This is a genomic window from Paenibacillus sp. NN59 (assembly GCF_057597225.1).
The window spans coordinates 4,195,108-4,218,580 of the sequence record NZ_CP199678.1; the positions used below are offsets into that span (position 1 = coordinate 4,195,108).

The window sequence follows — 23,473 nt, forward strand, 5'->3', positions numbered from 1 at the left end:
GTTTCTATATGGGAACCAGCGGTGGCGAATCCGCCTGTTTCTTCCGCATTTCTTTTCGCTGCTTTTCCAATTGCTCGTTGTACATCTTCGTATTCCATGTGGTGAAAAACTCCAGACCAGAGGCCACACCTGAACGATATAAGTTCGTACTGTCTTGAACGGAGAGATTAAATTGTGTCGGTTTAATACCAAGTGTAGGAATTTTGACCGTACGGAATCGGTTAATCTGCTCAATGTAACGCTCATCGTGAGCTGTTAACATGGTCTCGACAAGCGCTTGCAACATGGTCAAAGGCCCTTTAATTCGTGCAGGTTCTACTTCTGTCTTACCTACCATTTTAAAACCGACTACTGGAATGATCTCTCCCCCTGATTCAGAGCGTTCTCCATCGAACAACCACAGTGGGAAGTTACTCAGTAGCCCTCCGTCCACGACATACACAAACTGATCTTGGAAAGGTAGCCCCTTGGACATCATCGGTGATTTCCGAATAATGACAGGATCGAAAAAATACGGAATGCTACAACTCATACGTACAGCTTTAGCAACCTCAAGCTTCGAAGGTTCAATCCCAAAGCGCCGAATATCGTCGGGCAAGACGAGAATGTTTCCGTTAGAAATATCCGATGCGGTAATGAGCAACTTTCCAGGTGGCAAATCAGCGAAGGTTCGGATTCCTTTTTGCGCCAGCATTTTGCGTATCCATGACTCCAGTGCTTCACCTGAATATAAACCTTTTTTCAAAAACAATCTTGTTGCTGGACCAATCCAGCGTGTATTAAATATAGGCGACCGTTGCAGAAGCGAAGCAAACGGCGTACTCTCAATGATTTCTTTCATCTCCTCGGCCCGGTAACCCGCAGCCAGTAGGGCAGCAACAATCGAACCGGATGACGTGCCAGCAACTCGGTTGAATTGCACTCCGCAGTCCTGTGCTCCCTGTACAGCTCCTGCAAGGGAAACTCCTTTTACGCCTCCACCTTCAAAAACGCCATTAATTAACACAACAAAAAACCCCCGTTCTCCAGGCAGCCATACTTCTACTGCCACTGTATGAGAACAGGGGTTGGTCATATAACTATGAGTTGAAGAATCCGTGATCATTAACAAAGAAAAATTAACGTTAGACTAGACCCTACAATCCATAGTAAGCTTTCAGTCGTTCAATCAAACCGAGCGGGTTTTTCGTAAGATATTGGGAACTGAAATAAATGTCTCCGCCAATAGATGGATACTTCTGATTATATGTCAATTGATCAATGATTTCTTGTGATGTCTGCCACCCAATCTCTGGCGTTCCAAGTTTATAAGGAGAATGGCCAATGTACAATTTTACATTGGTATTGGCTACCTCATTAACCCACCAATCTACGACCTTATCGTATCTTGCTGCACTTAGCGTCATGCTCCAGTATACCTGTGGTGCAACGTAGTCGATCCACCCTTGTTTGATCCATGTCCGAACATCTGCATTCATGCTGTCATAAGCAGTTACGCCTGCTTTGGTATCTGAGCCAGTCAGATCATTTACTTTGTTACGCCATACACCAAATGGACTGATCCCATACTCTACATTAGCTTTTGCTTGATGAATACGTTGTCCAAGTTGCTGTACAAACTGATTAATGTTGTCACGGCGCCATGCTGCACGGTCTGTTGAACCTGACGTGTTATACATTTTGTAAGCAACATCATCATTAAAGGTCACATTGGAAGGATAGAAGTAATCGTCCAGATGCACTCCATCCACGTTATAGTTATTCACCACTTCCATAATGGTATCCATAATATGCTGCCGTGCTTCTGGAACACCTGGGTTAATATATAGTTTACCCGATGCATTTACAATCCAGTCCGGATGTAGCTTGGATACATGGTTAGTCGCCAGATTGGCTGTTGTTGCTGAGTTCGTTGCCCGAAACGGATTGAACCAGGCATGAAATTCAAGCCCGCGTTTGTGCGCTTCCTCAATCATAAAAGCCAGTGGGTCATAACCTGGATCTTTCCCCTGGGTTCCTGTCAGAACACTATTCCAAGGCACCAGACTGGATGGATAAATGGCGTCTGCATTTGCTCTAACTTGTACAAATACAGCATTGATCCCCATGTCTTTTAACTGATCCAGTTGACTTGTGTACTCCTGCTTCTGTTTATCTACATTGCCTTTCGCGCCAGAAGATGGCCAGTCCCCATTAACTGTAGATATCCAGGCTCCGCGCATCTCATTCGTTGCTGGTGGGGTTACACTTCCTCCCGGTTCTGCAGGAGTTGGTTCCGGTGTTGGCGTTGGTTCTGCCCCGGTGTACAGATCAATGGTTTGAGCCGCCTGATTCCAGTTCACTTGAATCCCCAAATTTTCACTTACAAAACGAATTGGAACCATCACGCGACCTTGTTTGAGTTGCACGGAAGCATCCAGATCAACCACGGCATTGTCCACTGTCGCTTGCTGACGTCCACTCGTCATCGTAATCGTTGAATCCGATTTCTGAATCGTCACCGTCCGGGTTGCCTGGGACCATAACACAGAAGCCCCCAGTCCTTCACTGATGACCCGTAACGGCACCATCGTTACGTTCACCTTGGGCATGATATAGGGTGACACATCTGATTCCAGACGCTGACCATCCAGAAAAATAGTAATCTGTTTTGAACTTGCTGCCTGAGCGGTCATACCGACTGACTGTAATCCAAGAACAAAAATGAGCAGTAGCAACAATCCTTTACGCAATTTCATCAATACAATCCTCCAACATCATTAAATTTGCGGTAAATTCTACTAGTTTAATAGACGCTTGGCAGACGGGTTTAGTTGCGCAATTGACCAAATGTTGGTTGGAATTAAAATATTGAAATTAAAAATGCTCCTCGCCATTCCATTGGCAAGAAGCATCCTTTATTTATCAACTTATGAATTCAAGGCTCAAGAGTCCGTGTTACTCATGATTTCCTGAATGTTTTTTAGGTCTTGCAGACGGCTCTCATCCTGACGGAAATATTCCACGAGAGACTCAATACATGTAATGGAGTCCCAGCTTAAGTGATGTTCAATACCTTCTACGTCGTTATATATGTTCTCTTCCTGAACACCGATCGTCGTTAGAAACTGCTCAAGCAGATGATGGCGCTCCATCAACCGTTTGCCCATTTTTTTCCCTTTTGGCGTTAGTACCAGCCCCCGGTACTTCTCATAGATCAGGTACTCGTCTTTGTCTAGCTTTTGGATCATCTTCGTCACGGATGAAGGATGTACTTCTAGTCCTTCAGCTATATCAGACACACGAGCATAGCCCTTTTCATCAATCAATTTGTATATACGCTCCAAATAATCTTCCATACTGGGCGTTGGCATCTGCTTCCCTCTCTTCTCTCTGACCGGTTCTACGTACCTGGTCCCTATCTTCTAATGATACATGTTATCAATGCGCATTGGCAAGTCCTACCCGATTCCGATCCGCCTTACACAAGGATTGGCAGGCGTGACTTCTCTTCATTTGAGGCAAACTAAGTCCAGTTTCGTATTGAAAGGAGTGATTCTGTGAGCACAAGCGTGGCCCAGCCCCCTGTTAGAAAAGTAAAGGGTACTAAACCCTTTATTCCCGATTTGGTGTATTTTGAACCAGGTGCGCTTGAATATGAAAAAGGAAAACGGATTATGGAATGGGTAACCTCCCAAAAAATTCCTTATCAGATGACCACTTCACACAATCGAATCACCAACCTCCCCGGTGAGACAGAGCAAGAAAAATACCGGATGGCCAAGCGAACTCTGGTTGTAGGGGTACGTAAAACCTTGAAATTTGACCAGTCCAAACCATCAGCAGAGTATGCGATCCCTATCTCGACAGGTTGTATGGGGCATTGCCATTATTGTTATCTTCAAACCACATTAGGTGCAAAACCATACGTTCGCGTGTACGTAAACACGGAAGAAATCATTGAAGCTGCCAAAGGTTACATCGAGGAACGCAAACCCGAAATTACCCGTTTCGAAGCAGCCTGTACCTCCGACCCCGTCGGTCTGGAACATATCACGGAAAACCTGAGCGACCTTATTCGTTTTATGGCTGATGAAGAATACGGGCGTTTACGCTTTGTGACCAAATATCATCACGTCGATCCGCTACTTAACATCAAGCATAATGGCCATACGCGTATCCGGTTCAGCGTGAACTCGGATTATGTTATCAAAAACTTTGAACCCGCAACTTCCCGCTTTGAAGAGCGAATTGAAGCTGCAGGCAAAATAGCCCATGCCGGATATCCACTCGGTTTCATTATTGCTCCGATTATTTGGTACGATGGCTGGCAAGAAGGTTATGCTGAGCTACTGCAAAAGCTGGCAGATACCTTGCCTGAAGAGGCTACCAAAGAACTGACGTTTGAAATGATTCAGCACCGTTTCACCAAAACGGCTAAAGCAACCATTGAGAAAAGATATCCAAAAACCAAGCTGGAGATGGATATTGAGAAACGGAAAATGAAATGGGGTCGCTGGGGTCAGTACAAATATGTGTATAAAGATGACCAGCAAGATGCCCTGCGCGAATTCATTACAGAACGCATTTTCGAACACTTTCCTTTAGCCAACATTGACTATTTTACCTAATTCAACTCGTATATCATCAGATCAAAAAGCAGGTTGCATGTTCCAGAGAAGTTCTGGTTCCTGCAGCCTGCTTTCAATTATTTATTCTGCTGAAGAAGAAAAATGCTTCATGTTAAGTTGATCATCCAATCGGGTGTAATTTGCTGCAGCCAGATTGTTATTTGGGTCATCTGATCCGTGAATAGCAAAATACCCATTAAGAGCATTAAAGCTCCGCCAATCTTCATCATGAGGTTTGAATAACGCAAAATCCAGCGTGTTGAACCGATAAAGAACGCTAGAACAAAAAAGGGTAAAGCAAAGCCTACCGTATAACCTGTAATCAGTGTCAGCCAAGTTGAAGGTTCGCTCGCTGCCATGGCGATAATCGCCGTCAGAATCGGTCCGATGCAAGGCGACCAGCCTGCCGAAAAACCAATCCCAAAAACAAAGGAACCTAAATACCCCGCCGGCTTCCATTTCATATCCAGTTTGCGTTCCTTCATTAAAAATTGCGGCTTGAAGATACCTAACAAAAACAGTCCCATCAACATAATTAAAATCGCGGACAGTTGACGAATCAAATCCCGGTTATCATTGAAAAATTGTCCAAATAATCCTGCACCCAGACCCAGCGAATAAAATACTGCAGAGAATCCGAGAATAAACGCCAGTGTATGCGTTAACGTCTTCAAGCGCACCTCTCGCTGATTCCGATCCTCTTTTAACTGTTGCACAGTCATTCCCGTGATGTATGAGAGATACGAAGGATATAGCGGAAGACAACACGGTGATATAAAAGAAGCGAGGCCAGCAACAAAAGCCAGCCATACATTAACATCAGGCATGAAGCAATGTCTCCCTTCCTGGGGCTCACTTGCTCTTAAGTACTTGTTTTTAAACGATAAGTGTAGTAGTCAGAACTCAGGCTCGGAACCCTTTTTTGGCAATCATCGTTAGGATCAGCATACCAATGAGCAGCAGTACAATGGTTGCTCCAGGTGCCAGGTTCCAGATCCCCGCTGTAACTAGTCCAATCACAACCGCAATCTCTCCAATGACCACCGACAGAATGATGGCTGATTTGAAGCTTCGAGCCATGAGCAGGCTGACGGCGACAGGAATGGTCAACAAGGCGGATACAAGGAGAGCACCCACGATCTTGATCGCCGTACTGATTACCAATGCTGTCATCACTGTAATTAACATATTCAGCATTTTGACTGGCAATCCGGTCACTGCAGCTGCGTCCTCCTCAAAGCTGAGCAGGAAAAACTCTTTATGTAGGAAGCCCACTACAATAACAACGATTAGCGTCACGATACCCACCAGCTTCAGATCCGCCACGTCCAATGTGTAGATGCTACCAAACAAATAGCTCATCACGTCCGCATTGTACCCTTTCCCCAGTGTAAAAAACAGTGAAGCCAGCGCTACGCCTCCAGACATAATGATCGCAATAGACAACTCAGCATAGCTCTTGTAAGCTTTACGCAACTTTTCAATAGCAAACGATGCGAGTACCGCAAAGATCAAACCAACGCCGATCGGGTATACCTCAATCAGAAAACCAAGCGCCACACCTGCGATCGTTACGTGTGACAAGGTGTCTCCGATCATCGAGAGTCTGCGCAGTACAAGAAAAAGTCCAATCAGCGGAGCAGTGATACCGATAAGCAAACCACCTGCAAGTGCACGCTGAAAAAAATCACTCCATAATATTTCCAAAACTAACACGACTCCTTCGGCCTATCATCTAATGGCCCACATACATAGCTAGCGTACCTGCGCGGTAGTATGCTGCAGGTTGGTTTCTGCACAATCCTCGATCTCATGCGAATGACGCACATGGAAATGAATTTTGCCATTCGTGAGCGCCGCTTCCGCGCCAAGATAACTCTCCATGCGATCCATATCATGTGACACCATGAGAAACGTCATCCGATGATGTTCATGCATATGGGTAATCAGTTCGAAAAAACTGGCTTGTGACTCTGCATCAATCCCCACGGTAGGTTCATCGAGAATCAATAGATCCGGGTGATTAATTAACGCACGGGCCAAAAAAACACGTTGCTGCTGACCGCCGGACAGTTGTCCAATACGTTTGTTTGCGATATCCTCGATTCTCATAACCTTCATTGCATCGATGCATTGTTGCTGACCTTGACGAGAGATGCGGCGGAACATGTTTTTGTTGTTATACAGCCCGGACATAACAACCTCACGAACGGTAGCCGGGAACAACGGATTAAATGCATTTTTTTGTGGCACGTACCCGATCCGGTTCCAATCCTTGAATTTACGAATCGACTCTCCAAACAACTTGATATCCCCCTGCGCAGGAGGAAGTAGTCCTACCAGCATACGAAGCAACGTTGTTTTCCCTGCTCCGTTTGAACCGATAATACCTACAAAGTCACGTTGTTGAACCATAAAATTGAGATCTTGAATCACGCGCTGATCCCCGTAGGAAAAAGACAAATTCTCGATCTGGATAATCGGATCATGACATAATGGCATGATTTGCTGCATGGCAAAGCCGCCCTTCATAATAAATAAAAATACGTAAATATCGTGCTTAACATTCCAAAAGTCTTCGCCGATGGAACAGCAAAGACTTCTGGATGTTTACCTTCATTCTTCTTATTTTAATGCGATCAGCAGATTTTGCAAATTTTTCTCCATCAAGGTGAAATAATCATCTTTGTTCTTCACCTGTTCCTGCGTCAGACCCTCCACCGGGTTCAACACCATCGTTTCTACCCCTGCTTCGCTGGCAAGTGTTTTGGCTAATTTGTCGGATACAAGCTCTTCAAAGAAAATGTACTTGATGCCTTCATCTTTAACCAGTTTAGCCAGTTTTACAATATCCTGTCCAGTTGGTTCTGCATCCGGGGACAGTCCCATGATGGCATGTTGCTTCAAACCATAATCACGTGCAAGATAACCGAACGCTTGGTGTGACACTACAATTTCCTTCTTTGCTACGGATGCTAATTCATTCGTGAAACGCTGATCCAGTGCTTCAAGTTTGGTATGAAGCTCCTTATAACGTTGCTCGTAACCTGCTTTATGTGTAGGGTCAACTTCTACTAAACTGTTCTTGATATTTTCCGCCATGATCATTGCGGATTTGGGGCTAACCCATGTATGAGGATCGATATGATGGTCGGCTACTTGTTCCTCATTGCCACTCTCGTCTGCATGGTCATCGGCATGTTCATCCTCATGCTCTTCACCATGTCCGTGACCATCGTCTCCTTCTGCTGTTAACAACTTGACACCTTCGCTGACAGCCACGGATTTCACTTTTGTATCACTGTTCAGTGATTTCAAAAAGTTCGGCACCCATCCTTCCAGACCCGCACCGTTGTATAAGAAAAGCTGTGCCTTGGACGTATTCACAATATCCTGGCTCTTCGGTGTCCAATCGTGCGGCTCTACTCCCGTAGGCAGCAAGTTAATAACATTGGCATCCTCTCCGCCAATTGCTGCAGTAAACGCATATACCGGATAAAATGTGGTCACCACATTAACTTTGCCTTCAACAATTTTGGCTGTATTCTCGTTGTTTTGCCCACATGCAGACAATACAAGCAAACTAAGTATGAGCAGACCGCTCCAAAGTAGCTTCATTATACTCCGTTTGCCAAGTTTGCTGGATCGATTTAATCGTGCCTGTCTCTTCTTTTGAATAAATGTCATATATAATTCACTCCGCATCACTTAATCGTAAATATTACTGAAAGAATTATAGGTAACCTGCTCCTAATTGTCAAGGCTCATGTCCTATTCATTCTTTCCCGAAGTACGGAGTTCATAACAATATATGCTTGTTCTTCAGTTATCAGCTCTTTTTTCAGCATAAAAAAGCGGTCCGAATCACTTCGGACCACCCTTGGTTCAAACTTGTGACAATCTCTGTACGATTGAACACCCTAGGTTGCTTGTCTTATACTTAAAAACTTTTTATTTCACTTGCGCGCCATTAGGCATGCTGTCCGGTACGGTAGCAAGGGTCAACTGATCCCCATGAGAAGCTGCCAGGATCATGCCTTGAGACAGCTCTCCACGCAGTTTTACTGGTTTGAGATTGGTCACACAGATGACTTTACGTCCAACCATCTCTTCTGGCGAATAAAACTTTGCGATACCAGATACAACCTGACGTTGCTCATAACCAAGATCCAGTTGCAGCTTAAGCAATTTATCTGCTTTTTTAACAGGCTCACAAGCGATGACTTGTGCCACACGTAGCTCAACTTTGGCAAAATCATCAATGCCGATCTCTTCCTTGCCTTCAGGTGCTGTTACCGGGTCTGCTGAAGCTGGAGTAGCGGCTTCTGCTTCTGCCTGGCTTGCATCGGACTGTGCTGCTTTTTGTCCACCTGTCATCGCTTCAGAGATATAAGCAATTTCCTGTTCCGCATCCAAACGCGGGAAGATCGGCTCGCCTTTGTGCAATGCGTTGCCAGCAGGCACGATGCCCCATTGTTTCGCTGAATCCCAAGCTGTCAGTTCACCTTCTTGGATGCCCAGTTGTTCCCATATTTTGTGCGGCGCACGAGTCAGGAACGGCTGTAGAAGAATGGAGGCAATACGCAAGCTTTCAATCAGATGGGACATTACGGATGCCAGCTCATCCCGTTTCGCTTCATCACGAGCAAGAGCCCATGGTTGTGTTTCGTCGATATATTTGTTGCTACGGCTAACAAATTGACTGATCGCTGTAAGCGCCACAGAAAACTGCAAATTTTCCATCGCTTGCTCTACTTTTTCCACCGTTGCATGTCCTGCTTCTTCCAGCGAAGCATCAAATTCCGTTACATTGGAAGCAAACGCAGGCGCTTTGCCTTCAAAGTATTTGTCGACCATCGCTACGGTACGGTTCAGCAGGTTGCCCAGATCGTTCGCCAGATCGGAGTTTACACGCTCTACGAAGCTTTCCGGTGTAAATGTACCATCGGAACCAAACGGTACTTCACGCAGCAAATAGTAACGAAGCGAATCCAGGCCGTAACGATCGATCAGGGTTACCGGATCCACTACATTTCCTTTGGATTTGGACATTTTGCCATCTTTCATCAACAGCCAGCCATGTGCAAATACCTTTTTCGGTAATGGCAGATCCAGCGCCATGAGCATAATTGGCCAATAAATCGTATGGAAACGAACAATTTCTTTACCTACCAGATGAACATCCGCTGGCCAGAACTTGTCGTACAATGAAGCATCCGAAGAGCCGTAGCCCAGTGCTGTAATGTAGTTGGACAACGCGTCAATCCATACGTAAACGACGTGTTTCGGATCGCCTTTAACTTTGACACCCCACTCAAATGTGGTACGGGATACCGCCAAATCCTCAAGACCCGGCTTGATAAAGTTGTTGATCATCTCGTTTTTGCGGGATTCCGGTTGGATAAAACCAGGATTCTCTTCGTAATATTTCAACAAACGATCTGCGTATTTACTCATACGGAAGAAGTAAGATTCTTCTTTGACGAGTTCAACCGGGTGTCCGCTATCCGGACTTTTAGCCGAGATAATCTCGCCTTTCTCATTTTTTTCAACATCCACCAGCTGTGTTTCAGTGTAATAAGTTTCATCCGGGATGCTATACCAACCTTCGTACTCACCCTTGTAGATATCACCCTGCTTCAGCAAACGATCAAAGATATCTTGTACGACGGTTTTGTGACGCTCCTCGGTTGTGCGAATGAAGTCATCATTGGAGATGTCCAGCTTGTTCCACAGTTCCTTGATGCCTACGACAATCTCATCGATAAAAGCCTGTGGAGACAATCCTTTCTCCTGGGCCTTGCGCTCAATCTTCTGGCCATGCTCATCGGTACCTGTCAGATAACGCACCTCGTATCCACGCAAACGTTTGTAACGAGACATTGCATCACCTGCTACTGTTGTGTACGCATGCCCAATATGTAGCTTGTCGCTTGGATAATAAATCGGCGTTGTTAAATAAAATGTTTTTTGATCCGTCATGAATGACTTCTCCTCCTTCAATTGTTCTAACGAATACATACCAATCGCTCGAATGGAACCATCTTCCTGATCCGAAAATGAACACAAAAAAACTCCCGCCCTGTATGGGACGAGAGTATCTCTCACGTGTTACCACCCAATTTCCCCGCATTTTTCGCAAAACGCAGGCTCTTCCGGTCCTTCGACCGCCCATTAACGCTGGATCACGCCTCAGGCTTACGACAATAGCGACAAGTCGCTGATTGCACGCTCGAAAGAGGTTCCTCCGGGACCATCTTCCATCCTCCTCCCAGACCGGTTCTCAGCTTCTCCGGCTCTCTGCACTGGGGGTGTGTCTGTACTTATCCCTTCACTGGAAAATCATATACAAAAAATATACTGAAATGCTGACCTTGTTGTCAAGTATACCACCGAATAGAACCAAGCTTCTAGGTTCCAGCTACCTGCTCTATAACACTTTGATCAGCAAAAATGAACATCAGGCTCTTTTGCACATTACGGTTCGGATATCACTACATTTTTCTCCACCTTAGGCGGAACCAAATCTACACCGCCCGGATGAAACGGATGACATTTGGCAATCCGTTTCGCCGCTAGAAGGGAACCTTTGAGTGCACCATGCACTTCAATTGCTTCCATCGCATACGCCGAACACGTAGGATAAAATCGGCAGGTCGGCGGTTTTAGTGGAGAGATATAATTGCGGTATACCCGGATTGGAGCTTGCACGATTCTACGCGAAAGTTTCATCTTCAATTCTTCCCGTGGCTGTGTGCATGCTGATGTGTAGATGACTTCTTCGCTGGAGCATGTTCAGCACAATCCTTGCAGTATCCGAATACTTCAAACTTGTGATCCACGACCTGAAATTGCTCGGGAGCATCAGCAAGTTGCATCGGACAAAAAACGATCGGGTAGGTCTTCTGACACTTCAGGCAGATCATATGATGATGATGGTGGCCTTCGCTACAATGTGCTCTGAATTTCACTCCATCTTCAAATATAACTTGCTCCAGCACGCCTAGTTCCTGCATTACACGCAAGTTTCGGTACACCGTGTCAAAGCTTAATCCGCTGTATGTCTTACCCATATATTCGTAGACGTCCTTGGGTGTAAGATACCCCGGAGACTCGGCAAATAACCGTGCAAGTGTCTTGCGCTGATCAGTTATACGAAGTCCCTGTGAGGACATAGTTGATATAATTTCTTCCGTCGACAGCATGATTTAAAGCACCTCCTGTCATACAAACCTTTTGCATTTTCATCATGCGACAAAATCTTTTGGCAAAAACCGTTGCTTCTGCTCTTTTTGTATACCTCTAATAATGCATGAAATGAAGAACAGAGTCAACGGAACCCTACACGCAAGTATAGGGGTTTTGCTTAAACTAAAAACTTAAACTAAAGACAAAGGACCCCATAAGTATGGAGTCCTTCGGTTGACGGTTCAGAATATAGGTCATACAGGTGACTTTTGGGGTGAACGGGTATATAAAATATAAGCTTTCACTCCAAACCGTACGGTTTGATTCACTAGAATATTACTTCTCAGCTGGAAGTGGGGTAAACAGAATGTTTACCGGCAAGTTGCTACCAGGGGCAGCAGAGAAAACAATGGTAACACTCTCACCGTAAGAACCTGTGCGATACAGCACATTTTGTTCATTCGGCGCACTTAGAGACTGGCTGTTATTCGACAACTGCACCAGCTGTCCATTCACAAGTGCTGAACCGTAATACTTGCCTCCGCGAGGATTAAACGAAATCAGTGTACGCGGAGCAACATTGTTCAGGGTGATTTTGTACAGTACACCGAAGTTACCAGCGTTAGAAGCGCTTGTGAAGGCCATCGGGTCTGTGCCGTCGAGATTCGGATCACTTGCATTATCCCCGAGTGGCAAACGGGAAGGCTTCGTGCCAACTTCCTGATCGTACGTAATGATTCGTGTTGCGTTTGGATAAGTCCCACGGTTATGAACGCCGTCACGGTCCAGAACTGGCAATGAGGACAACACGGCCATCGGATCTTTATTTTCTTCGATCATTACAATGTTGTAGTCAAGAGTATAATCACTGAAAGCGTCGGAATAAAGGGAGATGACCTGCCCTTCTTTCATCGAAATATTGTTCAATTCCGTCAGAATCAATTTACTTTCTCCTGGCTGGATGTATACTCTCTTCGAATCTGCCCCCGTTTGCATGGATTTGAACCATTTATCGATGGACAATTTACCCGCAACGGTAGCAAATGGCGTCGGTCCTGCAAAGCCCATATTTTGCTGATCGAATACAGCTGTGTATGGATTGTTATTGGTTGCAATCACATACATTTTTACTCTTTTGCCCGTATTATTGACATGGTGAATCATGAAACGCGTCTGTCCAAAGGAAGATTCCTTGTAGACAATGCCTTCCTGGTTAACGGTCTCAGGGCTGTTACTACGAATAAGCAGGCTTGGTTCATCCGTGTACGTAAACGGAACTTTTTCCATGCCAGGAACTTCTCCGCCGTTGAATGTAAATTTGTCACCTACTGGTACGAACAATTTGTTGAAATCAGACTGATTATAAAGCGTCTCGCTTGTGATCATAATCTCTTTCGTATAGGTGTTGCTCAAACCGTGCTGATCTGTAACCGTAAGTGATACCGTCTTCGGTCCCGGAAGGAAAAATGCGAGTGCATTGTTGCTCCAGTCTCTTTTGACGATCGCATCCTCATCATCTGTACTTTGATCAGTGTAGGAAATTTTTTCACCCATTTTGTATTCTTCCTTGTCCGTTGTAAACATCGCTACTGGGGGAAGATTCGGACGCTCCACTTTGATCGTAAGCGTATAAGGGTTACTCCACTGGCCACTGGAATCTTGAACCGTATAAGTCACCGTATAAACGCCTGGCTGATCAAAGGAATCTTGACGTCCAGTCCACTGCTCATCCACAATCGGAAGGCCGTTCGGCGAACTGTTTTTAGTCGTGTAGATCACTTGATCTCCTGCAAAAATTTCCTTTTGTACCGTAAAGCTGGCTACAGGCTTAGTGTTAAGCTTCAATACTACCGTCTTCGCAGGCTGATTCACGGTATATGTGATATTCAGCGCTTGTGTGATAGACGTCAATGGAATCATGAACGTGTTTTTTTCTTGATAAGCGGGGCCTTTCATCGTTCTGGATTCTCCGTTAACGGTATACACTTTGCTGTTTGTTTTGAAACGAAGTTCGTCCGTACCGCTTAGAATGATCGTTTCTTTGGTTTGGTTATCATATTTTACGTCGTAACCTACCCGATCAACCAGAGCACGAATGGCTACATAGGAGACACCATTTTTTACTGCCATTGGCTGTCCAGCCAGATACGTTTTCCCATCCTGAACCATCTTGTTGCTATTCATATAAAGTGTCAGGTCTCCGGCAGATCGCACAGTCGCAGCTGTTCCACCAGTCGTTGGTTGCTCTACTTCAGCAGGTGTTGGTGTGTTTGTTTCTTCACCTGTTCCTTGTTCCCCGTTTGCTCCTGTTGCCGGATTTACCGGTGCAGCTTCTGTTCCAGAAGGATCTGTTGTTCCCTGATTGGGTTCTATGGCGCTTTCATTGTTGGCAGGTTGTGAGTTGTTTGATGGATTGTTAGCAGGATCAGTCGTTGCTCCTGATTTTACTTCGGACTCAGCGATTCGCTGTTCTTTCTTTACAACCTCAACGGATTTCACTTTTGCGGTATTCACTGGCGTAGCTTCGCTTGATTCTGCTGCTTGTGCATTCGTTGGAATAACTGCAAACGCCTGAAAAACAGCAAAAGCGGTGATTATGGACAACTTCTTCTTCAAATTCATTCTTTGTCTTTGGCTCCTTCTGCTCCCATTTATTAATATCCCCTCTAAAAGTCATATGATTAGACGCTCAGAAACGGGAAAAGTTGCTAAAAATAATGAATAAGAATTGTAAACTTTTAATAGAAGTGAAAAACTATGAAAATAGTTATCTGTTAAAATAAACAAGCTGTATGGGTTAATCTAAAGATTTACCTAGCTCCAGTGCAGAAGCATTTGCTTTAACCGTTGAGAGTAAAAAAGTAAAAAAACAACCTCTACGAAATAATATTCGTAAAGGTTGCTTGTGAATAGATGTTCGCTTACCGCTTACTTTCCTGAACAAATGACGCTGGCTGTTTCTGCACGACCTTGCTCAATCAGGCGATATGCCCGTTCAACTTCTTCTTCGGTTGGAGAAGGTACGCCATCCAGCGGATAAACTTTACCCAGTGCTTCCCATTTGTAAATTCCCATTTGATGATAAGGAAGAATTTCGAACTTCTCTACTCCATTTAGCGTACCAATGAAACGCCCGAGATTTAACAAATCCTCTTCCTGATCATGAATACCAGGCACGTATACATGTCTGATCCACATTTTTCGACCATGATCGGATAACCATCTTGCTGTCTTCAGCGTACGTTCATTGGATTTACCTGTCAGTTTGATGTGTTTCTCGTCATCGATATGTTTCAGGTCGAGTAATACAAGGTCGGTATGGTCAAGCAGATCATGAATACGATCCGGTTCATTAAACCCGTTACTATCCAGTGTCGTATGAAGCCCCCAGCGACGTTTGACTTCCTTGAATATTTCTGCGACAAAGTGAGCTTGCAGGGTAGGTTCTCCGCCAGATATGGTAAGTCCACCGCCAGAGCTACGATAGTAGGACAGGTACGGCTGTATTTCAGCCAGCACCTCCTCTAATGTCATCTCTTTTCCACCATCCAGTGCCCACGTGTCAGGATTGTGACAATACTGACATTTGAGCAGGCATCCTTGCATAAAAAGCACGAAGCGGATACCTGGGCCGTCAACCGTCCCGAAAGTTTCGAGTGAATGAATATGTCCGTTAACCATGTTGCCTCTTCCTTTCTTTTCGCATCCGCTATGCGTTCATTTTTATGTTGAATCAGAATACTTGACTGGACTACTGGAAAAGTAACTTACATCGAACCGTGGAACGTACGGTTGATAACATCCAGTTGTTGCTCACGTGTCAGTTTAATAAAGTTAACTGCGTAACCGGACACCCGTACAGTTAATTGCGGATATTGTTCCGGGTGATCCATTGCATCAATCAGTTGCTGACGATCAAATACGTTTACGTTCAAGTGATGCGCATTTTGACCAAAATATCCATCCATCATCGCAGTCAGATTGGATTTGCGTGTAGCATCTTCTTTACCCAGTGCTTTTGGCACAATGGAGAAGGTGTTGGAAATACCATCAAGGCTGTGTTCATAAGGCAGTTTTGCTACAGAACCGAGCGATGCCAGTGCACCTTTTTTATCCCGTCCATGCATTGGGTTCGCCCCTGGTGCAAATGGTTCGCCTGCTTTACGTCCATCTGGTGTTGTTCCTGTTTTCTTACCATACACCACGTTGGAAGTGATGGTCAGTACAGATTGCGTTGGCATTGCGTTACGATAGGCTTTGTGCTTGCGAATCATGCTCATGAAGCTTTCTACCAGCTCTACAGCAATGCTATCTACACTGTCATCGTTGTTGCCGTAACAAGGGAATTCACCTTCAATTTCAAAATCAACGGCAATGCCTTGTTCGTTGCGAATCGGTTTAACTTTGGCATATTTGATGGCACTGAGTGAGTCCGCTGCTACCGACAGTCCCGCGATACCACAAGCCATCGTACGTAGAATGTCACGGTCATGGAGCGCCATTTCAATCCGCTCGTAGCTGTATTTATCATGCATGTAGTGGATGACGTTAAGAGTGTTCATGTACAGTTTAGCGAGCCACTCCATCATCGGTTTGAAGCGTTTCATCACTTCATTATAATCCAGTACCTCACATGTAATGGCAGGATACTCCGGACCAACCTGTGCTCCCGATTTTTCGTCACGTCCACCGTTGATCGCATACAGTAATGCTTTCGCCAAGTTGGCACGTGCGCCGAAGAACTGCATTTGTTTACCGATCTTCATTGCAGATACACAGCAGGCGATACCATAATCATCGCCATAGATTGGACGCATCAGATCATCATTTTCATACTGGATGGAGCTGGTTTCGATCGATACTTTACTGCAATAATCTTTGAAAGCTTCAGGTAACTTCGTGGACCACAGAACAGTCAAGTTCGGCTCCGGAGCAGGTCCCAGGTTGTGCAGTGTGTGCAGGAAACGGAAGCTGTTTTTGGTTACACGTGTTTCGCCGTTGACGGACATCCCGCCGATAGACTCTGTTACCCATGTTGGGTCACCACTGAACAATTCGTTGTAATCCGGCGTGCGCAGGAATTTAACAATCCGCAGTTTCATGACAAAGTGGTCAACCAGTTCTTGAGCCTGTTCTTCTGTCAGGATACCTTCTTGCAAATCACGTTCAATGTAGATATCCAGGAATGAAGATACACGTCCCAGGGACATTGCAGCACCGTTCTGTTCTTTGATCGCTGCAAGGTAGCCGAAGTACAACCATTGGAATGCTTCTTTAGCCGTTGTTGCTGGTAATGAAATATCGAAGCCATGCATCTCGCCCAGTTGTTTCAGTTCTTGCAGTGCACGAATCTGTTCGGATAACTCTTCGCGCAAACGAATGACATCTTCATCAATAACATCAACTTCAAGTGCATTGAGCTCACCTTTTTTGTTACGAATCAGGAAGTCAACTCCGTACAAAGCTACCCGGCGATAGTCACCGATGATCCGGCCACGACCGTAAGCATCCGGCAAACCTGTGATAATACCCGCTTTACGTGCTGCACGCATCTCGGAAGTGTAAGCATCGAATACACCTTGGTTATGCGTTTTACGAATATTTGTAAATATATCAATGACACCTTGTGGCATTTCGAACCCGTATGCTTCACAAGCATCAATCATCATGCGAATTCCGCCGAATGGCTGAATGGAACGTTTGAACGGAGCGTCTGTTTGAACTCCGACAATCTGCTCTTTGCTTTGATCCAAATATCCCGGTTGGTGGGAAGTAATTGTTGCAGGCGTATTCACATCAACGTCAAGCACCCCACCGTTATCCCGTTCTTTTTTGGTCAGGTCGGATACAATATCCCACAATTCTTTGGTATTCTGGGTTGCACCTGCAAGGAACGCCTCATCGCCATAATATGGGGAAAGGTTATGTTCCAGAAAATCATTCACATTAACCGTCTTGGTCCATGTTCCTTTGGTAAAGTTTCTCCAGCCTGTTTGTTGTTTAACATCTTTTTCGATCACCGACATCGTAATCCCTCCGCTTTTTTGGATTTCTGGACACATTATATTGTTGCAATAGACGTATCATCATGTGTCCAAAGCCGCGATTTATGTGAATTGTTTCACATGATCCGGAACACGTTCTCTCTACTGGGGAACCGGAACCGCGGAATGAATGTTTTTCTTATATTTTCAGTATACGTCGAGCAAGTCACACCATCTGTGATTTTTATCACAAACTCTGGATGTTGTCTTATTGCACTGCGCCACGGTTGTTCCCACTTGACCACTCCGCGGGCAGAACAACTTCAGATCGCTGTTATCTCCGGATTTTTTCGATTCACTTTTCCAAAGTGAAAATCCGGTGATAAATGCGAACGCTTCGCTTCTTCCGTCTGTCCTGCCCGCTCCGTTATCGTGTGAACCTCTTCTGTGCAAACAGCCCCCTCCCCTTTGTTCCTAGCATTTTGGGGAACCATTGCTCCGCTATGCTCGGAGCAACCAAGGTCTTGTAGGAGGTTCCTGAAAAACGGACGCTTCGCTTCTCCGTTTTTCTGCCCATCCTTTTTCTACTGCTTACGCGGGTATCACTTTGCTACAACTCTACTGGTACGTTCTCGTGTGACCTCATTCATGCATGAGACCACAATGCTCCTGAAAAACGGACGGTCCGCTTCGACCTTGTACAAGACCTGTCCGATAAATAAGGGCTTCGTTTCTCGTTTCTCTGCCCTCTTTGCCTCACCTCCTACAACGATCTATCCGTTTTCTCCCTTGCTCACTTTCCTTTTTCCCACCTCCTTTCCTATCTCTCCGCTCTTTCCTTCGGCTATGCAACTATACGGCAATCGGGGCTCCCCAATGTGGAGAACCCCTGAATCACTTGCCTTAACTTGAAGTACTAAGTTGTAATTTATGTTGCTTGTTATTCAAATTTGCCATAGAAAGCGTTGCGGTACACATCGGCAAGTTCAGTGACCAGCGGCAGTTTTGGATTCGCTGTTGTACATTGGTCTTCGAAGGCGCGATCTGCCAAGTAGTCTACACGCGATTCGAAGTCTTTCGCGTCAAAGCCGATCTCCTGGAACGATTCCTCGATGCCCAGTTTTTTGTTCAGATCACGGATGGCTTTGATCAAGCTGTTCACGCCTTCTTCGGTTGTGCGTGCTGGTAATCCGAGAATACGTGCGATTTCGGCGTACCGCTCATCTGCCACAAAGTGCGAATATTTCGGGAACGATGCAAATTTCGTCGGTTTTTTCGCATTGTAACGAATAACGTGTGGTAATAGGATGGCATTGGTGCGTCCGTGTGCGGTGTGATATTGACCGCCCCATTTATGCGCCAAGCTGTGGTTAATGCCCAGGAACGCGTTGGCAAAAGCCATACCGGCAATCGTGGAAGCATTATGCATTTTCTCGCGTGCCAGTTTGTCACCTTGCAGTGACGATTGCTCCAGGTATTGGAACACCAGTTGGATGGCTTTGATTGCCAGACCGTCTGTGTAGTCATTCGCCATAACGGATACGTACGCTTCAATCGCATGTGTCAATACGTCCATACCGGTGTCGGCTACTGCCGTTTTTGGCAAACTGTATACGAACTCAGGGTCAACAATCGCCACATCTGGTGTCAATTCATAGTCAGCGAGCGGATATTTGGTGTTGCCATGCTCTTTATCCGTAATTACCGCAAACGATGTGACTTCCGAACCTGTACCCGATGTTGTCGGGATGGCTACGAATTTCGCTTTCGATCCGAGTCTTGGGTATTTGTAAATCCGTTTACGGATATCCATGAATTTTTGTTTCAGGTTGTTGAACTCTGTATCCGGATATTCATAGAACAACCACATCGCTTTGGCAGCATCCATCGGTGACCCGCCACCGAGTGCGATAATACAGTCTGGCTGGAAGCGTTCCATCATGGCTGTACCGCGGTCTACTGTTGTTGTTGATGGATCTGGCTCAACTTCTGAGAAGACTTCAATCGCTACCGGTGTCTGACGTTGACGCAGATAATGCTCTACTTTTTCCACATATCCGAGTTTGACCATCATGGCATCTGTAATAATCGCTACGCGAGTAATGTCCGGCATTTTGGCAAGGTATTGAGTTGCCCCTTTTTCGAAGTAGACTTTGTTCGGCACTTTGAACCATTGCATATTCACGGTACGGCGAGCCACCCTTTTCACATTGATTAGGTTCACAGCAGTTACGTTGGAAGATGTCGAGTTACGTCCGTACGATCCACAACCCAGTGTCAACGATGGCATGTTGGTATTATAGATATCTCCGATTGCGCCATGTGTTGAAGGGGAGTTCACGATAATCCGTCCGGTTTGCAGGCGATCCGCAAATTGATTGATCACTTCTTCATTGTTCGAATGAATGACAGAGGAGTGACCCATACCACCAAAAGCAACCACTTCTGCCGCACGCTCAATACCATCTTTTGCAGATTTAACTTTGTAACACGCCAGCACCGGACTCAGTTTCTCGGCGGACAATGGGAATTTGGTGCCTACACCTTCAATCTCGGCTACCAGAATTTTAGTACCTGCCGGTACTTCAATACCGCACATTTTGGCAATGTTCACAGCGGACTGACCTACGATGGTCGGGTTAACCGCACATTTCTCTGCGTTGATTGCACCTGCTGTCAATTTGGCTGCCTCTTCTTTGTTCACAAAGTAACAGCCGTTCGTAATCATTTTCTTTTTCACTTGATCGAAGATGGGTTCTTCAATAATGACCGCTTGTTCGGACGCACAGATCATACCATTGTCAAAAGACTTCGACAGAATCAAATCCGTTACCGCCTGGTTGATATCTGCACTTTTCTCGATAAAGCAAGGCACGTTGCCTGGTCCTACGCCCAGTGCCGGTTTACCACAGCTGTACGCTGCCCGTACCATCGCTGATCCGCCTGTCGCCAAGATGAGAGCCACATCATTGTGATTCATCAATGCGTTCGTACGATCCATGGATGGATCATCAATCCATTGGATACAGTCGGCTGGAGCACCGTTTTTCACAGCAGCTTCAAGCAAAATTTTCGCGGCCTCGCGGCTACAGTTCTGTGCGGAAGGGTGGAAACCAAAGATGATCGGGTTACGTGTTTTGATGGCAATCAGTGCTTTAAACATCGTTGTTGATGTCGGGTTGGTTACCGGTGTGATCCCCATGATAATACCAACCGGCTCCGCAATTTTCTGGAAGCTGTCATATTCATTGTCTTCGATAACGCCTACTGTTTTTTCATATTTAATGCTGTTATAAACATACTCTGTTGCGAATATATTTTTAATAATTTTATCTTCATATACACCACGTCCGGTTTCTTCCACGGCCATTTTGGCGAGCATCATATGTTTATCCAGTCCCGCAAGCGCCATTGCCTGCACAATCCGGTCTATTTGCTCCTGATCCATGGACATGAATGCTGCATGTGCTTTGTTCGCTTTATCAATTAACGTTTGAATATACTGACCTGCTGTCGGTTCTTTTGTTGGGGCGACTTCATTTTTTACAGCCATCTCCCTCATCCTCCTAAAGGTTCGTATTGGTTTGTCTCTCTTCTTTACATGCACATCGTACCATGGGGAAAAGATATATTATGTGATTTTTTTCACAAAGTATGACAAATTTTAGTTAAGTTTTTAACGGCATCTTTCCGATGAGAATTCACCTTCTATTAGAAATAGTAGACCAACAGCCTCATCCTTCCCCTCGAAAAGTGAATTTAATCACAATGTTTGAAATTTCGCCATTTTTAAATGCTTTCCATGCCCCTCAAACGGTAAGATTAGGTATATACTGAACTTAAAAATTGAACCACCGCAATTTGTACCGTACCTCCACACGGCCGAGATGCCCAGATCAGGATGGCACAGTTTGCGGCGAACCTCGGGGGCAACATGTAGCTGCACTCGCCAGACCGGGGAGATAAAGGGGAGATCAACGTATGGGAGAACTAACAAACGTACTGGAAAAACGCGGAAACACCAACTGTTTCTCGGAAGTGAATTTTAATCATCTGCTTGTAACGATGAAAGACCGAACTTACCCGGAAGGAACACATCTGTACTGGGAAGGTGACGTCTCTGACAAACTTTATTATATGAAACGGGGACGTGCACAGATCACGAAATCCACCGACGAGGGCAAGGAACTGATCATGTACATGTACCAGACAGGCGATATGATTGGTCAGGCTGATCCGTTTTTTGGCTCCAGACACAGCTTCTCGGCGGAAGTACTGGAGGACAGCGAGATTGGTGTGCTGGAACACAAGGACCTGGAAATGTTGATCTGTCAGCATTGTGACTTTGCGATTGATTTCATGAAGTGGATGGGCATTCATCATCGTTTGACCCAAACAAAGTTCCGAGATCTAATGTTGTACGGTAAACCTGGGGCACTCTGTTCTACCTTGATCAGGCTATCCAATTCGTATGGAGAGGCGCACGGAGATCATGTGATGATTCATAAAAAAATTACCCACACGGACCTATCCAATATGATTGGCGCTACCCGTGAAAGTGTAAACCGTATGCTCAGTGATCTTCGCAAAAAAGATGCCATTGAATATGACAATGGTATGATTGTGATCAAAGACCTGAAAATGTTGCAGGGCATTTGCCACTGCGAATTGTGCCCGAATGAAATTTGCCGCATTTGACGTCATGTTAAATGAATAGCTTGACCTCAGGTAGCGGACCTTTCACTTGCTATCACGACTGTTTAAAGAGTTCATCATATAGTAAAAAGCCCAAATTTGATTATTATCAACATTGGGCTTTTCGTATTTACTTGTATGTGCTCAGGATGCGTTGACAAGTTCAAGCTTCACCGCATCCCGTGGATTTAATTTCATATCCAATCCATTCTCCATTAACTCTTTGTCATTGACCTTGATTACCCAGCGCTGATTCGTCCGAGGCATAACATTCTCAACAGCAACAACAAACTTGTTATTCTCCGACAGACGCACAACCCCACTGGATTTTAATACGTCACGAACAGTGCATTCTTGCACATAAATACCGGCATACTGCCGATTCAGATTTGGTTCCACGCTACCACCGCTCACTTTAAGCAGGGTTGTCTGATATGCGACACCTTCTCCCCCGCTGTCAGCAGCTTTGACGTATATAATGACTTCATCCTTAGCATGAAGCTCGGTATCCCACTTTTCTGGAGCAATATCCTTACCGTTCAGCTTCACTGCCCAACTCAGAGACGAATCAAGAGAAACCTCACCCACAGACTGGATCCGTTTTCCGTCTGCCGTAAAATCAACCAGCCCGCTGTTCAGCAAAGCTTTTTTGAGCGTCAAGCCTTCACTGAAATCTCGTTTGATGGACTTCGTCGCATCAGGTAAAAAAGTACTGCCATCAATGGCAACCGTAATCGTATTGGCTGAATCTTTCTCTGAGACAACCGGCTGTTCGGAAGGCTGTGTCTCTCTGGTACACCCCGTCAAAATGACGAGAACAAGCATACATAGACCTATGTAACCGGGAATTTTCTTCATCATGTAGGTAACACCACCCTGCGTAAAATCATTCACCCTGTTGTCCATACCCTTTATTATGGCACATTCTTTGATAAAAAACAGTGTCAAAGCCGTTACTTTTGTCCTTTCCCTGTCTAAGCACCTACCATCAAAAAA

The 23,473-nt window shown here is 45.3% G+C and carries 17 protein-coding genes; 2 read left to right on the plus strand and 15 right to left on the minus strand.

What is annotated here, in order from left to right:
* Window positions 1-4: 4 nt before the first annotated feature.
* The 3 genes from ACT89M_RS18520 to mntR all read right to left on the minus strand — a co-directional run bounded on the left by ACT89M_RS18520 (window position 5) and on the right by mntR (window position 3,353).
* Window positions 5-1,006 carry a patatin-like phospholipase family protein gene (locus tag ACT89M_RS18520; RefSeq protein WP_090922552.1) on the minus strand — a complete coding sequence of 334 codons (1,002 nt, stop codon included), beginning with the start codon at window positions 1,004-1,006 and terminating at the stop codon, window positions 5-7.
* 130 nt (window positions 1,007-1,136) lie between these two features.
* A complete protein-coding gene (locus tag ACT89M_RS18525; protein WP_308723128.1) occupies window positions 1,137-2,738 on the minus strand; it encodes a family 10 glycosylhydrolase in 1,602 nt (533 codons plus the stop codon).
* 186 nt (window positions 2,739-2,924) lie between these two features.
* Window positions 2,925-3,353 (minus strand): transcriptional regulator MntR, encoded by a 429-nt coding sequence (gene mntR, locus ACT89M_RS18530; RefSeq protein WP_090922556.1) that lies wholly within the window; start codon window positions 3,351-3,353, stop codon window positions 2,925-2,927.
* Window positions 3,354-3,539: 186 nt separating this feature from the next.
* On the opposite strand from mntR, the gene splB reads away from it, so the two are divergent.
* Window positions 3,540-4,610, plus strand: coding sequence for a spore photoproduct lyase (gene splB / locus ACT89M_RS18535; RefSeq protein ID WP_154888424.1), 1,071 nt, complete (start codon window positions 3,540-3,542; stop codon window positions 4,608-4,610).
* A gap of 107 nt (window positions 4,611-4,717) precedes the next feature.
* Here the strand turns inward: splB and ACT89M_RS18540 are convergent, their stop codons facing one another.
* The 11 genes from ACT89M_RS18540 to adhE form a co-directional block, all read right to left on the minus strand.
* Window positions 4,718-5,437 carry a cytochrome c biogenesis CcdA family protein gene (locus tag ACT89M_RS18540; protein ID WP_090922559.1) on the minus strand — a complete coding sequence of 240 codons (720 nt, stop codon included), beginning with the start codon at window positions 5,435-5,437 and terminating at the stop codon, window positions 4,718-4,720.
* A 76-nt stretch (window positions 5,438-5,513) separates the two neighbouring features.
* Window positions 5,514-6,317: a metal ABC transporter permease gene (locus ACT89M_RS18545; protein WP_090922562.1), complete on the minus strand. Its 804-nt coding sequence runs from the start codon at window positions 6,315-6,317 to the stop codon at window positions 5,514-5,516.
* Between the two features lie 48 nt (window positions 6,318-6,365).
* Entirely contained in the window at window positions 6,366-7,124 is a 759-nt protein-coding gene (locus ACT89M_RS18550) for a metal ABC transporter ATP-binding protein (RefSeq protein ID WP_090922564.1), read from the minus strand.
* A 111-nt stretch (window positions 7,125-7,235) separates the two neighbouring features.
* Window positions 7,236-8,228 carry a metal ABC transporter solute-binding protein, Zn/Mn family gene (locus tag ACT89M_RS18555; protein WP_253500025.1) on the minus strand — a complete coding sequence of 331 codons (993 nt, stop codon included), beginning with the start codon at window positions 8,226-8,228 and terminating at the stop codon, window positions 7,236-7,238.
* A gap of 333 nt (window positions 8,229-8,561) precedes the next feature.
* Window positions 8,562-10,592, minus strand: coding sequence for a methionine--tRNA ligase (metG, locus tag ACT89M_RS18560; protein WP_373323286.1), 2,031 nt, complete (start codon window positions 10,590-10,592; stop codon window positions 8,562-8,564).
* 495 nt (window positions 10,593-11,087) lie between these two features.
* Window positions 11,088-11,342, minus strand: a complete 255-nt coding sequence (gene yidD / locus ACT89M_RS18565; RefSeq protein ID WP_090922569.1) for a membrane protein insertion efficiency factor YidD — start codon at window positions 11,340-11,342, stop codon at window positions 11,088-11,090.
* Between the two features lie 2 nt (window positions 11,343-11,344).
* Window positions 11,345-11,815, minus strand: a complete 471-nt coding sequence (locus ACT89M_RS18570; protein WP_090922571.1) for a Fur family transcriptional regulator — start codon at window positions 11,813-11,815, stop codon at window positions 11,345-11,347.
* A gap of 319 nt (window positions 11,816-12,134) precedes the next feature.
* The gene (locus ACT89M_RS18575) at window positions 12,135-14,420 is read right to left on the minus strand and encodes a stalk domain-containing protein (protein WP_487344774.1); all 2,286 of its coding nucleotides are present in this window, start codon (window positions 14,418-14,420) and stop codon (window positions 12,135-12,137) included.
* Window positions 14,421-14,726: 306 nt separating this feature from the next.
* Window positions 14,727-15,479, minus strand: coding sequence for a pyruvate formate-lyase-activating protein (pflA, locus tag ACT89M_RS18580; protein ID WP_090922575.1), 753 nt, complete (start codon window positions 15,477-15,479; stop codon window positions 14,727-14,729).
* 86 nt (window positions 15,480-15,565) lie between these two features.
* Window positions 15,566-17,824: a formate C-acetyltransferase gene (gene pflB, locus ACT89M_RS18585; protein WP_154888418.1), complete on the minus strand. Its 2,259-nt coding sequence runs from the start codon at window positions 17,822-17,824 to the stop codon at window positions 15,566-15,568.
* An 898-nt stretch (window positions 17,825-18,722) separates the two neighbouring features.
* On the minus strand, window positions 18,723-21,335 hold the full coding sequence (gene adhE, locus ACT89M_RS18590) for a bifunctional acetaldehyde-CoA/alcohol dehydrogenase (protein WP_154888415.1): 2,613 nt from the start codon (window positions 21,333-21,335) through the stop codon (window positions 18,723-18,725).
* Window positions 21,336-21,763: 428 nt separating this feature from the next.
* Here adhE and ACT89M_RS18595 point away from each other — a divergent pair, with 428 nt between their 5' ends.
* The gene (locus ACT89M_RS18595) at window positions 21,764-22,480 is read left to right on the plus strand and encodes a Crp/Fnr family transcriptional regulator (protein ID WP_090922581.1); all 717 of its coding nucleotides are present in this window, start codon (window positions 21,764-21,766) and stop codon (window positions 22,478-22,480) included.
* Window positions 22,481-22,621: 141 nt separating this feature from the next.
* On the opposite strand, the gene ACT89M_RS18600 is transcribed toward ACT89M_RS18595, so the two are convergent.
* The gene (locus tag ACT89M_RS18600) at window positions 22,622-23,338 is read right to left on the minus strand and encodes a hypothetical protein (protein WP_090922583.1); all 717 of its coding nucleotides are present in this window, start codon (window positions 23,336-23,338) and stop codon (window positions 22,622-22,624) included.
* Window positions 23,339-23,473 lie beyond the last annotated feature (135 nt).

Bases quoted from the DNA above. Each gene is read 5' to 3' on its own strand.
- ACT89M_RS18525 (WP_308723128.1), bottom strand. From the start codon at position 2,738: ATGAAATTGCGTAAAGGATTGTTGCTACTGCTCATTTTTGTTCTTGGA.
- mntR (WP_090922556.1), bottom strand. From the start codon at position 3,353: ATGCCAACGCCCAGTATGGAAGATTATTTGGAGCGTATATACAAATTG.
- ACT89M_RS18540 (WP_090922559.1), bottom strand. From the start codon at position 5,437: ATGCCTGATGTTAATGTATGGCTGGCTTTTGTTGCTGGCCTCGCTTCT.
- ACT89M_RS18550 (WP_090922564.1), bottom strand. From the start codon at position 7,124: ATGCAGCAAATCATGCCATTATGTCATGATCCGATTATCCAGATCGAG.
- ACT89M_RS18555 (WP_253500025.1), bottom strand. From the start codon at position 8,228: ATGAAGCTACTTTGGAGCGGTCTGCTCATACTTAGTTTGCTTGTATTG.
- metG (WP_373323286.1), bottom strand. From the start codon at position 10,592: ATGACGGATCAAAAAACATTTTATTTAACAACGCCGATTTATTATCCA.
- yidD (WP_090922569.1), bottom strand. From the start codon at position 11,342: ATGAAACTTTCGCGTAGAATCGTGCAAGCTCCAATCCGGGTATACCGC.
- ACT89M_RS18570 (WP_090922571.1), bottom strand. From the start codon at position 11,815: ATGCTGTCGACGGAAGAAATTATATCAACTATGTCCTCACAGGGACTT.
- ACT89M_RS18575 (WP_487344774.1), bottom strand. From the start codon at position 14,420: ATGAATTTGAAGAAGAAGTTGTCCATAATCACCGCTTTTGCTGTTTTT.
- pflA (WP_090922575.1), bottom strand. From the start codon at position 15,479: ATGGTTAACGGACATATTCATTCACTCGAAACTTTCGGGACGGTTGAC.
- pflB (WP_154888418.1), bottom strand. From the start codon at position 17,824: ATGTCGGTGATCGAAAAAGATGTTAAACAACAAACAGGCTGGAGAAAC.
- adhE (WP_154888415.1), bottom strand. From the start codon at position 21,335: ATGGCTGTAAAAAATGAAGTCGCCCCAACAAAAGAACCGACAGCAGGT.
- ACT89M_RS18595 (WP_090922581.1), top strand. From the start codon at position 21,764: ATGGGAGAACTAACAAACGTACTGGAAAAACGCGGAAACACCAACTGT.
- ACT89M_RS18600 (WP_090922583.1), bottom strand. From the start codon at position 23,338: ATGATGAAGAAAATTCCCGGTTACATAGGTCTATGTATGCTTGTTCTC.